The 12,449-nt window shown below is 71.2% G+C and carries 12 protein-coding genes; 6 read left to right on the forward strand and 6 right to left on the reverse strand.

Features of this window, described 5'->3' with window-relative positions:
* Positions 1–2: 2 nt before the first annotated feature.
* The 4 genes from OG965_RS34555 to OG965_RS34570 all read right to left on the reverse strand — a co-directional run bounded on the left by OG965_RS34555 (position 3) and on the right by OG965_RS34570 (position 6,001).
* A complete protein-coding gene (locus OG965_RS34555; RefSeq protein WP_371655992.1) occupies positions 3–776 on the reverse strand; it encodes an ABC transporter permease in 774 nt (257 codons plus the stop codon).
* A complete protein-coding gene (locus OG965_RS34560) occupies positions 773–1,381 on the reverse strand; it encodes an ATP-binding cassette domain-containing protein (RefSeq protein WP_371655993.1) in 609 nt (202 codons plus the stop codon). The genes OG965_RS34555 and OG965_RS34560 overlap by 4 nt, the downstream gene beginning before the upstream one ends.
* Positions 1,278–2,345, reverse strand: a complete 1,068-nt coding sequence (locus OG965_RS34565; protein WP_371655994.1) for a polyprenyl synthetase family protein — start codon at positions 2,343–2,345, stop codon at positions 1,278–1,280. Before OG965_RS34565 ends, OG965_RS34560 begins: the two co-directional genes overlap by 104 nt.
* Positions 2,346–2,644: 299 nt before the next feature.
* Positions 2,645–6,001: a S8 family serine peptidase gene (locus OG965_RS34570; protein ID WP_371655995.1), complete on the reverse strand. Its 3,357-nt coding sequence runs from the start codon at positions 5,999–6,001 to the stop codon at positions 2,645–2,647.
* A gap of 359 nt (positions 6,002–6,360) precedes the next feature.
* Here OG965_RS34570 and OG965_RS34575 point away from each other — a divergent pair, with 359 nt between their 5' ends.
* The 3 genes from OG965_RS34575 to OG965_RS34585 all read left to right on the forward strand — a co-directional run bounded on the left by OG965_RS34575 (position 6,361) and on the right by OG965_RS34585 (position 7,902).
* On the forward strand, positions 6,361–6,489 hold the full coding sequence (locus tag OG965_RS34575) for a hypothetical protein (protein WP_371655996.1): 129 nt from the start codon (positions 6,361–6,363) through the stop codon (positions 6,487–6,489).
* Between the two features lie 108 nt (positions 6,490–6,597).
* Positions 6,598–7,065, forward strand: coding sequence for a hypothetical protein (locus tag OG965_RS34580; RefSeq protein WP_371655997.1), 468 nt, complete (start codon positions 6,598–6,600; stop codon positions 7,063–7,065).
* 117 nt (positions 7,066–7,182) lie between these two features.
* Complete coding sequence (locus OG965_RS34585; protein WP_371655998.1) at positions 7,183–7,902, forward strand: DUF1775 domain-containing protein; 720 nt, start codon at positions 7,183–7,185, stop codon at positions 7,900–7,902.
* Between the two features lie 51 nt (positions 7,903–7,953).
* On the opposite strand, the gene OG965_RS34590 is transcribed toward OG965_RS34585, so the two are convergent.
* On the reverse strand, positions 7,954–9,039 hold the full coding sequence (locus OG965_RS34590) for a cation diffusion facilitator family transporter (protein WP_371655999.1): 1,086 nt from the start codon (positions 9,037–9,039) through the stop codon (positions 7,954–7,956).
* 107 nt (positions 9,040–9,146) lie between these two features.
* A complete protein-coding gene (locus tag OG965_RS34595) occupies positions 9,147–9,506 on the reverse strand; it encodes an ArsR/SmtB family transcription factor (RefSeq protein WP_371656000.1) in 360 nt (119 codons plus the stop codon).
* Between the two features lie 131 nt (positions 9,507–9,637).
* On the opposite strand from OG965_RS34595, the gene OG965_RS34600 reads away from it, so the two are divergent.
* From OG965_RS34600 to OG965_RS34610, 3 genes are all read left to right on the forward strand, one after another.
* On the forward strand, positions 9,638–11,005 hold the full coding sequence (locus tag OG965_RS34600; RefSeq protein ID WP_371656001.1) for an MFS transporter: 1,368 nt from the start codon (positions 9,638–9,640) through the stop codon (positions 11,003–11,005).
* A 341-nt stretch (positions 11,006–11,346) separates the two neighbouring features.
* A complete protein-coding gene (locus tag OG965_RS34605) occupies positions 11,347–11,952 on the forward strand; it encodes a 2-oxo acid dehydrogenase subunit E2 (protein ID WP_371656002.1) in 606 nt (201 codons plus the stop codon).
* Between the two features lie 261 nt (positions 11,953–12,213).
* Positions 12,214–12,438, forward strand: coding sequence for a CbtB-domain containing protein (locus OG965_RS34610; protein WP_371656003.1), 225 nt, complete (start codon positions 12,214–12,216; stop codon positions 12,436–12,438).
* Positions 12,439–12,449 lie beyond the last annotated feature (11 nt).

A 12,449-nucleotide genomic window follows, 5' to 3' on the forward strand; every position in this document is an offset into this window, starting at 1 on the left:
GGTCAGGACGGAACCCGAAGGTGGTTGCGGGTCCGTACGAAGAAGGCCGCTGTCCCGAGGGCCCACATGAGCAGGAACCACGCGGGACCGAGCAGCAGATGCCCGAACGAGGCGTCCGTGGACGTGAAACCGGCGGCGAAGCCGACCTGCGTGGGCCCGTAGCCGGGCAGGAACTGGAGCCCTTGCTTATCGGCTTCCGCGTTGCTCATCGGGTTCTGGAGCATCGTGTCCAGCAGGCTGGTCATGATGATGACGAAGAGCCCCGCCAGGTCGCTGCGCAGGAACGCGCCCAGCAGGATGCCGATGCCGCCGTAGCTGAGGGCGGCGGTGAACAGGCCGAGGGCGAGGAGGGCGGGCCGGACCGGGTCCCAGTACCAGCACACGACGAGCGTGGCGTACCCCGCGACCAGGGCTGACGCGACCGTCATGGCGATGACCTTGCTCACCAGCAGACAGGCGCGGGGGTATCCGGCGAGCGCGAGTCTGCTGTCGAAGGCGAGAGCCTTGAAGGTCGTCATGAACATCATGAACCCGACGATGAGCGTCACCGTGTTGACGGCCCCGGACACCATCGTCAGGTGGTTGCCGTCGACGGTCACGGTACGACCGGTCGCGCGCAGCAGGAACCGCGCGGGCACCGGCGTGACGAACCAGTGCTCCAGCGTCAGCCAGAGCGGGATGTAGACGACGACCAGGACGATGGCGAGGCGGTTGCGGGCGTGTTCGAGGAGCGCGAAGACGGCGCCGGTACGGAACACCTCCCACGCCCGTGTCAACGCGACGCTCCCTGCGTGACGGCGGTGTGCTCCTCCGCGTTCCAGGGCGCGGCCACTCCGTCCTTCAGCCGGTGGACGACGTCCAGCCGTCCGGCGTCCCAGGCCAGATGCGACACGACGAGCACACAGCGGCCCCGCTCACGCAACCGCGCGGCGACGTCCCAGAACCGCAGATACGTCTCCCAGTCGAACCCCTGGTACGGCTCGTCGAGCAGCAGCACATCGGGGTCGTGCATGAGCGCCAGGGTCAGATTCAGCTTCTGCCGGGTCCCTCCGCTGAGCACCTCGACCCGGGTGTGCCGGTACTCGGCGAAGCGCAGCTCGTCGAGCAGTTCGTCGGCGCGGCCGGTTCCGTCCAGACGGTAGGCCGTCCGGAACCAGCGCAGATGCTGATGCACGCGGTGCGACCGATAGGCCTTGTGCAGGTCGAGCACGCGCAGGGCGAACGGTCCGGACGTCAAGGTGTCTCCTTCCGCTGTCCCCCTTTGTCCCCTTCCGGCGTCAGCTTCGGCGCTGCGACAGCCCACCGATGAGCGAGTGCCACTGCTGCCGTACGTCCGTGGGGAGTTCGGCGGCGTCCAGGGCGGCCATGGCCGACGCCACATGGCGAGCCGCCACCTCCTCGGCGCGTTCCCGGCTGCGCGTGGCGTCGAGCAGGCCCATGACCTCAGGGACAAGGGCGGGCGGCAGTGGGGCGGGCCCGAGGAGGGCAGCGAGCCGCCGCCCGTCGGCCGTGTCCGATCCGGCGGCCAACACCAGAGGAAGGGTCTTCTTGCCACGCACCAGATCCGTGCCAACGGGCTTGCCGGTAAGCGCCCCGTCACCCCAGAGCCCAAGCACATCGTCAAGGATCTGGAACGCCACGCCGAGATCGCTACCGGCGGCGCGCAGGGCCCGTACGACGGGCGGGGACGCCTCCGCGAGAACGGCGCCGAGCGCCGCCGCGCAGCCGAACAGCGCCCCGGTCTTGCCGCGCGCCATGCCCACGTACCGGGGCACGGACACCTCATGGGCGGAGCGGTGTTCCAGGGCGAGGTCCTCCGCCTGTCCCGCCACCATCTGCTCCACGGCGGCGATCAGCTCCTCGGTGGCGGCGGAGGCCCCGGGGGCGCGTGCGTGAAAGATGGTGGCGACGGCCTGGACGACGAGGGCGTCACCGGTGAGCACGGCGGCTCCGGTGCCGAAGTGCGCCCAGGCGGTGGGCCTGCCGCGCCGCTCCGTGTCGCCGTCCATGATGTCGTCGTGAAGCAGGGAGAGCTGGTGCACGAGCTCGACCGCGGTGCCCGCGACGGCGGCGAACCGCTCGGGAGCACCGGCCGAACGCACCGAGAGGAGCGCGAGCACGGGCCGGACGCGCTTGCCGGTCCCTGCCACTGAAGGCGCGCCGTCCCACCCCAGGTGGTACCGGCACACCGAGGCGAGGGACACGTGCAGCCGCCCCACGGCCTCGCGCAGTACGGGTTCGACGAGCGCGGTCCCCGCCCGCAGGAGCCCGAGGAACTCCTCGTCCTCCGCCCCGGATTCGACACCGCGCCAGAGCCCGGCGTCATGCGGCAGCGTGTCAGTCATGTTCTCTCGGCCACCCTGTCCTCGTCCCCGGTGATCGGGTCGGTGCTCTCGGCCCGCATAACGATGCTGACGATCACGGGTTGCGGGATGTTCAGGGACCTGTCCGGGTGACAGCAGGACCCGGATGCGTCCGGCGCAGGGCGGAGGGAGGCGCCTGGCGGGCAGGGCACAGGTCGGGCGCCGCTCAGGGTAGTGCTCTTTTCAAGAACCCATCGGCTCAGCGAACGAACGTGCTGAAAAGCGTCCTTGAACGCTTTCCAGCACGTCGTCGTCACCCGAAATACGTCACCGGGGCAACGTCACTTGCCGTAGTACGCGTTGTGGATCGTTAGCGTCGACTTGTTGCCCTGCTTGTCCGTGACCGTGGCGAGGAACGAGATGGCCTTGTCCTTCGCGGGGTTCTTCACGGAGATCCTGCCGTTCTCGACCTTCACGAGCTGCCAGGTCTTCCCGTCGTCGTAACTGACGGACACGGTGAGCGACTTGAGGTTCTTGCCGGCCGCCGAGCCCTGCACGGTCACCGGGATCTGGACCGGCTTGCCCGCCGGAGCGCGCGAGGCGAGGTCGACGGGGGCCGCGAAGCGGACCGTGGAGACCGGGAGCGCCGTGGTGGCCGCGACCTGCTCGGAGCGGAACGTGAAGCTGGTGTCGACGCGGGTGGAGGCCTCGGCGACCTTCGCCGAGCGCTCGACGGAGGCCGTCAGCCGGTACTCGGCGTCGGTGGAGTCGACCTTGAAGGGCTTCTGGCCGCTCAGCGGGTCGTCGTTCTCGCCGACCTTGACGCCGTTGCGGTACAGCGTCGACCTGGCCGAGGTATACGTCGAGGAGCCCGCGTGGCCCTGGCCGTCGGCGAAGAGCGGCAGGGAGCCGTGGATCCGCTGCTCACCCGTGGCCGGGTCGGGGGCGGTGCGGAAGACGCCCATGCCCTTGCCGAGGAGCGGGCCGAAGACGCCGGTGTTGAACGTCTCCTGGTACTTCCTGCCCGCCTCGTAACGCTTCGCCTCGACCATCTGGTAGGACGCCTCGGTCGGATAGCCCCACTCGCCCCGCTCGCCCCACTGGTCGAACTTCGTCAGCCACTTGATGCCATCGCCCGTGGAGAGGAGAAGCGTGCGGGTGCTCGCCGCGGTCTGCAGGTCCGAGAACCCGATGGTCTCCGGCGCGCCCGGCAGATGCGGGTGGGGGTAGGCGAGCGTGGTCTTCCCGGGAGCCGAGGCACCGAGGCCGACCTTGAGCGTGGCCAGCTCGCTCGCCTTCACGTGCTTGCTGTAGCCGGTCCCGAGCCTGCTCGTCCTGCCGCCGAAGGCCACCGCGTACTGGGTGGTGGCGTCCTTGAGGAAGTTGGCGCTCCAGGTCTGCACGAGCGACCCGTCGGTCACGGCCGGACCCATGTGGGCGGTGCGGAAGTTGGTGTAGTCGCGCAGCTCCCAGCCGTTGCCGACGGAGCCGATGTCGGTCGCGAGCTCGTAGTACGGCACTCCGAAGTCGACCTTGCTGAGGCCGGGCACGGTGATGTCCACCGGCTTGGTGGTGCGCGCGTCGGCGGTGACCGTCGTGTCGCCGGTGACCTCCAGCTTGGGCTGGGCGATCCAGTCGGTGCCCTTGGTGAGGTCCTCCGGGTCCTGGTAGACGGCCGCGTTGAACACGTACGAGCCCTTGGGGACACGGATCTTGTGCGCGCCCGGCTCGTCCCTGATGTTGGCCTGGAAACCCTTGCCGGGGCCGGCGACGCCGATCAGGGAGTTGGAGAAGTTCTGGGCATCGGTGCCGTCGCGGCCGATGGTCCGGAGCGTGAGGTCGTAGGACTCCGCCTCGCGTACGGCCGCCGCGGCCGTACGGACGGACTGGCCCGCGCCGGTGGCGGTGACGTACCCGGAGGAGGTGCCGTCGGCGTCGCCGATCCTGGTGTCGGCGGTCAGATCGACTTCGGCCTTGCCGCCGGCGGGCACGGTGACCTTGGTGGCGCCGAGCTTGAAGAACCCGGCCGGGGCCGGCTTGCCAGCCGGGTCCAGCGTGGACACCGACAGGTCGAGGGTGACGTCGCTGGTCCCGAGGTTGCGGTAGCTGATCTTCTTGGTGAGGGGCTGGTCGTCGGTGTGCGGCCACTGCGCGACGCCGAAGCTCAGCGAGACCGGGTCGGCGATCACGCTCTGGGCCAGTGCCTTGTCGACCCGGACGCGGCCCGAGCCCTGCTGGTACGCGGTGTAGTCACCGCCCTTGGTGGACGCGGTCAGCGCGCCCTTGAGCTCGGTGGACTTCCAGCCCGGGTGCTGCTGCTTCAGGATCGCCGCTGCCCCCGCCACGTGCGGGGTGGCCATGGAGGTGCCGTCGATCGTCAGGTAGCCGGGTGCCGGGTGAGGCGTCCCGGGGCGGGTGTCGATCGCGCTGCCGGGGGCGGCCGCCGCGGTGATGGCGACGCCGGGCGCGGTCACGTCCGGCTTGACGGCGCCGTCGCCGGTGCGCGGGCCGATGCTGGAGAAGGGCGCCGGCTTGTCGTCCTTGTCGACGGCGCCGACGGTCAGCGCGGCGTCCGCGCTGCCCGGCGAGCCGACCGTCGAGTCGCCGGCCTCGCCGTCGTTGCCCGCCGCGACGGCGAACAGGATCCCCTTTTCGGCGGACAGCCTGTTGACCGCCGCCTCCATCGGGTCGACGCCGGGGGAGTCGGGGCTGCCGAGGCTGAGGTTGACCACGTCCGCGCCCTCGGCGGCGGCCCACTCCATACCCGCGATGATGCTGGAGTCGTCCCCGTTTCCCTCGTCGTTCAGCACCTTGCCGCTGATGACCTCGGCGCCGGGGGCGACACCCTTGTACTTGCCGCCGGACTTGGCCCCGGTACCGGCGGCGATCGAGGCGACGTGGGTGCCGTGCCCGACGTGGTCCGCGGTGTCGGGGGAGGCGGAGAAGTTCTTCTCACCGACGACCTGGTCCTTCAGGTCGTCGTGGGTCTTGTCGACGCCGGTGTCCAGGACGGCGATCTTGACGCCCTTGCCGTCGTACCCGGCCTCCCACGCCTTGTCGGCGCCGATCTGCCTGACGCTCCGGTCCAGGCTCGCCGTGCGCACTCCGTCCAGCCACACCTTCCCGATGCCGGAGGCGGTGGCGCGCACGCCGTTCTTCCGCTGGTCGGTCAGCGCCGCCCACACCCTGGCCACGTCGTCCCGCGACGTACGGATGGCGTCGGCGTTGATGGACGGGAACGTGCGCCGCAGCTGGGTGTCACCGGCCGAACGCACCGCGGCCCGCACGGCACCGGCGCCCCCGTCGTACTGCACGATCAGCTTGAGCCCGTCGCGATGGCTCTTGCGCAGCAGCGGGTTGGTGAGCTCGGTGACATCGAAGAGCCGCTGGTCCAGCTTGCCCGTGGCGATCAGGCGCTGCGCGTCACTGGGCAGCACCAGGGTGTGGCCCCTGGCCCTCTGCACCTGTACGGGTATGCGCTCACGGCCCTTGGCGGGCTCGAAGCCCACCACCTGCCCCTCGGCGCCGACCACCACGCGGTCGCCCGTGATGAGCTGGATCCGCTGGTTGCCGTCGATGCGTGTGGTCTGCGGTGTGGTCGTCGTGGACGCGGCGATGGCCGCCGCGGGGCCGGTCATGCCCGCCACGAGGGCCACCGAGGTGGCCGCTGCGATGGTGAGGGCGCGTGCTCTCTGCACGTGTGCGCGCAAGTCTCCCCCAGGAGCTTGGGATGAGGTCGAGTGGTCATTTCCAGCCGGGGGCGCAACGGCGCCCGGCGGGCCGGTCAGCGCAGTATGTGAGGTGCGAGAGACGTGATCAACGGCGGTACGGGAGTGGGGGGTTGAGTCGCGTGATTCAAGCCATCCAGCAGCCGGTGAGTTCGATGGGACGACGACAGCGGTGTGACGACCGTGTGACGGCCGAGCGATGCTTGTGCGACACCGGCGCACAGTGGCTCCTCCGGATCGCGGTCCAGGGCATGCCCCGCGCACGTTTCGAGGCCCGGTGCGCTCGCGGTCGGCGCGTGCCCCTCCGATTGGCCGTATCCGCACCCCGCATGGAACCTGCTGCCACCCGGGTCCGGGCCCGGAAGCGCCGTCTGTCCGGGCCCAGGACGAACGTCGCCTGGCTGCACCGCAGCGGGCAGCTCACCCCGCGCCCCGCTCTCGTGGCCGTGGCGGGCTGACGCACCGGCATGGCTCCGTTGCGGTGACACGCGGACTCTTGTCAAGATCGGAGCAGTTGCACAGCTCGGGCCCCGGACGCGGCGGCCATGCCGCATGATGGGCGGGCCATGCGCCCGCACCGTAGGTCCGAATCACGCGCACCGCTGCCCGCGACCCGGGCAACGGCGTTCGCGGTGGTCGCCACCGTGCTGGGGATCAGCGCGCACCATCTGGTCGCGGACGGTCCGGTGCCGTGGGTACGAGCGTTGCCCGCGGCCCTGGCGCTGTTCGGGGTGGGCCTGCTGGGGGCGCGGCGGCCGCGCTCCCTCCTCGCCGTCGCGGCGGTGAACGCCGTCGCACAGGCCGCTCTGCACACCTGGCTCGGGGCGGGTACGCACCACGGGGCGGGTACGGCCGACATGCCCGCCATGCACGGCGGTGCACACGGGGCCTGGCACGAGCGCCTGCACCACTCACTGGCGATGACCGCCGCGCACGCCGTCGCGGCCGTACTCGTCTCCGTACTCATGCAGCGGGCCGACACCGTGTGCCTTTGCCCCCGCGGGTGCAACCCCCGCCGCACGCCGGTGTGCTGAGGGATGTGGTGGTACGGCGGGGTCCCCCGGCGGCGCGTCCGACGCCCGCCTTCTGACCTGCCTCGGGAACGGCCGCGCGCCCCCGGGATTCCGTACACCCACTTTTCGGAGACACCCATGTCCCGTTCCACCGTGCCCTCACGCGTACTGCGCCGCACCGGCTTCGCCACCACGCTGGCCGCCGCCTCCGTCCTGCTCACCGCCGTCCCGGCGCTCGCCCATGTCGAGGTCGAGTCGGAGGGCGCCCAGGCGCTCGCCCAGAACGTGAAGGTCAGCTTCGACGCGGAGTCGGAGTCGACCACGGCCGGGATCACCGAACTGCGCGTGGTCCTGCCCCAGGGCATCGCCCCCGGCGATGTGAAGCTCGCCGAAGGGCCCAAGGACTGGCAGCTGACCGCCGACCCCGACGGCTACACCGTCAAGGGACCGGCCATCGCCCCGGGCAAGAACGCCCAGTACGCGATCACCGTGCGCCAGCTGCCGGATGCGGCGGAGCTGGCGTTCAAGACGCTCCAGACCTACAGCGACAAGCGTGTCGACCGCTGGATCGAAGTCGGCGCCAACAGCGAGTCCCCCGCCCCCGTCCTCAAGCTGAAGCCCGCCGCGCAGGGCGCGAAGCCGGCCGCCGGCTCCACGCCGAGCGGTTCCCCCACCGCCTCGGCTCCGGTCACGGCCACCGCGTCGCCGCGTACTACGCCCGCCGAGGCGTCCGCGAAGGCCGACAAGGACGATGACGGCGGCCTGTCGGCCGGTGCCTGGACGGGCATCGGTGTCGGTGCCGTCGTCCTGGTCGGGGCGGCCGTCTACTTCGTACGCCGTCGCAGCAGCCAGCAGTAACGGTTCTGCCGATAGGTGGGGCCGTGTCGCACGGCGCGGCCCCACGCGAGGTCAGACCGCCGGGCCCGGACCGCTGTGGTGGTGGGCCAGCGCGGCGTGCGGGTCCGGCCCGCCGTCGACGGGGGGATGGTCGACATGGACGGTCGCGGTGGCAAGTCGCGGAACCGCGTGGATGAGGGCGTGCTCGGAGGCGACTGCCAAGCGGTGTGCCTGCACGACGGTCAGCGACGGATCCACCACGATGTCCGCCTCGGCGTGCAGCGTGTGGCCGATCCACCGCATCCGCACCCGACCGGTGCCGCGGACCCCCTCCACTTCGGCCAGGCACCGCTCGGCGGCGTCGACCAGGGCCGGGTCGACGCAGTCCATCAGCCGCCGGTAGACCTCGCGGGCCGCGTCCTTGAGCACCAGCAGGATCGCCACGGTGATCAGCAGGCCGACGATCGGGTCCGCCGCCCGCCAGCCGATCGCGGCACCGCCCGCTCCCAGCAGCACGGCGAGCGACGTGAAGCCGTCGGTGCGGGCGTGCAGCCCGTCGGCCACCAGAGCCGCCGATCCGATCCTCCGGCCGGTGCCGATCCGGTAGCGAGCCACCCACTCGTTCCCGAGGAAACCGACCACCGCGGCGACGGCGACGGCCCACAGATGCGTGATGTCGCGGGGGTTGAGCAACCGGGCGACGGCCTCGTAGGCGGCGAGTGCCGAAGAGGCCGCGATGGTCAGCACGATGGCGATGCCCGCCAGGTCCTCGGCGCGGCCGTACCCATAGGTGTAGCGCCGGGTTGCCGCCCGCCTGCCCAGCACGAAGGCGATGCCCAGCGGGATCGCGGTCAGCGCGTCGGCCGCGTTGTGAATGGTGTCCCCCAGCAGGGCCACCGATCCGGAGAGCGCGACGACCGCCGCCTGGATCACGGTGGTTACGCCGAGAATGGCCAGCGAGCGCCACAGCGTCCGCATGCCCTCCGCCGATGCCTCCATCGCGGAGTCGACCTTGTCCATGGCCTCATGGCTGTGCGGAGTGACCAGGTGGGCGGCCCGGTGGTGCAGCCGGGCCCAGCGGCCGACGGTGGGGCCGTGCCCGTGGCCGGAAGCGCGGGCGTGGCTGTGCGTTCGGTCGGTATGGGTGTGGTGGTCCATGGGTGTCGCTCCTCCCACGGCGGTCGTGCCTGGGGCACGTCCCTACCCCACCATCGTCACAGGCACGCCCGTCCGCACCTTTCCCATGTGCCGGCCCGTGCCCCGGATCAGTCGTGCGGAGCCTGGCCGCTGACGCGGTGGTCGGCGTGGCTGAGGGCTTCCAGGACGAGGCGACGCAGATGGCCGTCGGTGAGGCGGTAGACGATGTGCCGCCCCTCGCGGCGGGTCTCGACCAGCCCGGCGAGCCGCAGCTTCGCCAGGTGCTGGCTCACCGCGGTGCGGGACGCCTCGCACTGCTGGGCGAGCGACCCCACGTCCGCCTCGTCCATGGCAAGCAGCCACAGCAGATGCAGCCGGGTCACGTCGGAGAGCAGGGCGAACACCCCGGTCGCCGCCGCCAGCCGTGCACTGTCGGGGACATGCAGATGCGCACTTGGTGCAGGTGAAACGGGGTCGCGGTCAGGCATGACTACAGCGTAGGGCCCGGGCGAGGGCATGCGGACACCTCCGGGGGAGAGCTCGCGTTCTATAGGTGCGCAGCTGCGCACATGTACGTATAGTGGCTTACCTCAGACCGTACGGCCCAGGGACTCGCCGCATGCTCTCCGTACTGCGCAACCGCGCCTACCGACACCTCTTCGCCGCCCAGGTCATCGCCCTCGTCGGGACCGGCCTGGCCACGGTCGCGCTCGGCCTGCTCGCCTATGACATGGCGGGCGCCGACGCCGGGTCGGTGCTGGGCACCGCGCTCGCGATCAAGATGGTGGCGTACGTCCTGATCGCCCCCGCGATCGGCGCGATAGCCGACCGGCTGCCGCGCCGCACCCTGATGGTGGGCGCGGACCTGACCCGGGCCGGTGTCGCCCTCTTCCTGCCGTTCGTCGACCAGGTCTGGCAGGTGTACGTCCTGGTCTTCCTCCTCCAGTCCGCCTCCGCCGCGTTCACCCCGACCTTCCAGGCCGTCATCCCCGACATCCTGCCCGAGGAGCGCGACTACACCCAGGCGCTCTCCATGTCCCGGCTCGCCTACGACCTGGAAAGCCTGTTCAGCCCGGCCCTCGCCGCCGCCCTGCTGACGCTGATCACGTACAACTGGCTGTTCGCGGGCACGATGCTGGGCTTCCTCGCCTCCGCCGCGCTGGTCGTCTCCGCCGTCCTGCCCAAGCCCGCCCCGGCCGCGCTGCGCACCGGCGGTGTGTACACGAAAGCCACCGCCGGGACCCGCCTCTTCTTCGCCGTCCCGCGCCTGCGCGCCCTGCTGGCCCTGAACCTCGCGGTGGCCGCCGCCAGCGCGACCGTCACCGTCAACAGCGTCGTGTACGTACGCGACCACCTCGGCCGCTCCGCGAGCCAAGTACCCTTCGCGCTCGGCGCGTACGGCGCGGGCTCCATGGCCGTGGCCCTGCTGCTGCCCCGGATCCTGCAACGGGCGTCCGACCGCGCGGTGATGCTGCGCGGCGCCCTCCTGCTCACCGCGGTCTTCGCCGGGCTCGGCGCGATCACCGCGGCCCACTCCGGCGGCTGGCGCTGGCCCGCGCTCCTGGTGGCCTGGGCGGCGTTCGGCGCCGCCTGCTCGATGGTGCTCACCCCCACCGGACGGCTCATCCGCCGCTCGGTCCCGCCGCAGGAGCGCACCTCCGCGTTCGCCGCCCAGTTCTCCCTCTCCCACAGCTGCTGGCTGCTCACCTACCCCCTGGCGGGCTGGCTCGGCGCGGCGGCCGGTCTCCAGGCCGCCGTGGTCGCCCTGGGCGCGATCGCGCTCAGCGCCGGACTCCTCGCGGTACGGCTGTGGCCCGCACACGACCCGTCCGAGGTCGCCCACCTGCACACGGCGATGGCCCCCGACGACCCGCACCTGACCGGCGCCACCAGCGTGCCGGGCGGCTGGCGGCACACCCACGACTACGTCGTCGACGACCTGCACCCCGCCTGGCCCACCGCACCGGACCGGGCACCTGCGCGCTGAGCGGGATCCGATGAGCGCGTGCCCCGCCGCTCATCAGGACGGCGCATCCCGCGAGCTGGCTGAGAAGGGCGGCCACGCCCGGAGCCTGAGGTGCTGCGAACAGTCTTCAGCCTCAAGGGAATTCGCGGGACGGCGCCGCGCGCGGCCGGGGCGCCCCCCACCGTCGACACCCAACCCGTCGCCACCATCTGGCACTTCAGTGTCGCTTAACACAGGCTTTAGTTGTATCCGGCACGGTGAATCACGGGTGAGAGGCGGCGTCCGGGCTTTCCGCGGCGGGGCGGGCGCTGGCTGGGCATCCCGATGCCAACGCCGCGATCCGCGGGCGCCTGCGACCGCGGATGGCATGGTACGAGTCGGTAAACGGGAAGATCGCGCTGGACAAGACCATCAACGGCCAACGGGTGGTGGTCTCGACGGTTCTGCAGGACGTGCACCGGATGGGCATCGACGCCATACAGCAGCGGGTACAGCATTTCCGGGTGGGCGACCCAGTCACTATGCCCGAGTTCGCCTCGATGCGGATGCTGCACCGCCTTCCCCGACCGCTGGCCCGGCTGGCCTTCCGACTCAGCGTGCGGCCGCTGGCGGGGCGCGCGGCACTGATGGGGACCTTCGCGGTCACCTCCTTGGGGCACCGGCCGGTGGACGGTTTCCACTCGGTCGGCGGGACCACGGTGACCCTGGGATTGGGGCAGATAGCCGAACGTGCCCTGGCCCGCGACGGCCAGATGATGGTCGCCCCGGTGATGCGGCTCAGCTTGACCTTCGACCACCGGGTCATCGACGGGGCGGAGGCGGCGGATGTACTCACGGAGATCAAGTACGCCCTGGAGACGTGGCAGGCCCCTGTGGCCCAAGTGGCCCGGATGAGCGCCCACGCTGTCCGTTCACCGTGGGGAGGGGCCTCCCCACGCAGGCAGCGAGCTTCTCCAACCGCAGGTTGAGGGGTGGTGAAGGACGACGGCGCCCCTGCACGAAACGGTTCCGGACCAAGGACGTCTCTTGGTCGGATGACGCGTGCACGGTAGGCTCGCCAGGTTGATCAACGACGGCAGGACGGAAGCCCGGTGAGACTCCGGCACGGTCGCGCCACTGTGTAGCCGGGACCGCCGCCGTCAGCGGCAGGAGCCGGCCAGTCAGACCCGATGGCCGTCGTCCATGCTCCACCCAATGGGACGCGTCGTTCCCAAGGAGGTTCTGCCGCCATGGCTCAGTCCACCGCTGTCCCCGCCGTCGCTCCGGTCCTCGAAGCAGGCTCCCCGCTCCCCGTGCGCTCGGTCCTTCCGTGGGCGCTGTTCGTCGGCACGCTGATGCTGATCGCCCTGTACTTCGTCGGCGCCGAACAGGGCGCCACGGCCGTCTTCTCCGGCGAGGACGTGCATGAGTGGGTGCACGACGGCCGCCACATCCTCGGCTTCCCCTGCCACTGACGACGCAGAGG

It is taken from the genome of Streptomyces sp. NBC_00224, from assembly GCF_041435195.1.
GTDB lineage: Bacteria > Actinomycetota > Actinomycetes > Streptomycetales > Streptomycetaceae > Streptomyces.

What these genes read in the sequence shown, in the direction of transcription:
- OG965_RS34560 (WP_371655993.1), bottom strand. Translation starts at nt 1,381, where the DNA reads ATGTGGCGTCGGCCATGGCCGCCCTGGACGCCGCCGAACTCCCCACGG.
- OG965_RS34565 (WP_371655994.1), bottom strand. Translation starts at nt 2,345, where the DNA reads ATGACTGACACGCTGCCGCATGACGCCGGGCTCTGGCGCGGTGTCGAA.
- OG965_RS34575 (WP_371655996.1), top strand. Translation starts at nt 6,361, where the DNA reads ATGGAACCTGCTGCCACCCGGGTCCGGGCCCGGAAGCGCCGTCTGTCC.
- OG965_RS34580 (WP_371655997.1), top strand. Translation starts at nt 6,598, where the DNA reads ATGCGCCCGCACCGTAGGTCCGAATCACGCGCACCGCTGCCCGCGACC.
- OG965_RS34585 (WP_371655998.1), top strand. Translation starts at nt 7,183, where the DNA reads ATGTCCCGTTCCACCGTGCCCTCACGCGTACTGCGCCGCACCGGCTTC.
- OG965_RS34590 (WP_371655999.1), bottom strand. Translation starts at nt 9,039, where the DNA reads ATGGACCACCACACCCATACCGACCGAACGCACAGCCACGCCCGCGCT.
- OG965_RS34595 (WP_371656000.1), bottom strand. Translation starts at nt 9,506, where the DNA reads ATGCCTGACCGCGACCCCGTTTCACCTGCACCAAGTGCGCATCTGCAT.
- OG965_RS34600 (WP_371656001.1), top strand. Translation starts at nt 9,638, where the DNA reads ATGCTCTCCGTACTGCGCAACCGCGCCTACCGACACCTCTTCGCCGCC.
- OG965_RS34605 (WP_371656002.1), top strand. Translation starts at nt 11,347, where the DNA reads ATGGCATGGTACGAGTCGGTAAACGGGAAGATCGCGCTGGACAAGACC.
- OG965_RS34610 (WP_371656003.1), top strand. Translation starts at nt 12,214, where the DNA reads ATGGCTCAGTCCACCGCTGTCCCCGCCGTCGCTCCGGTCCTCGAAGCA.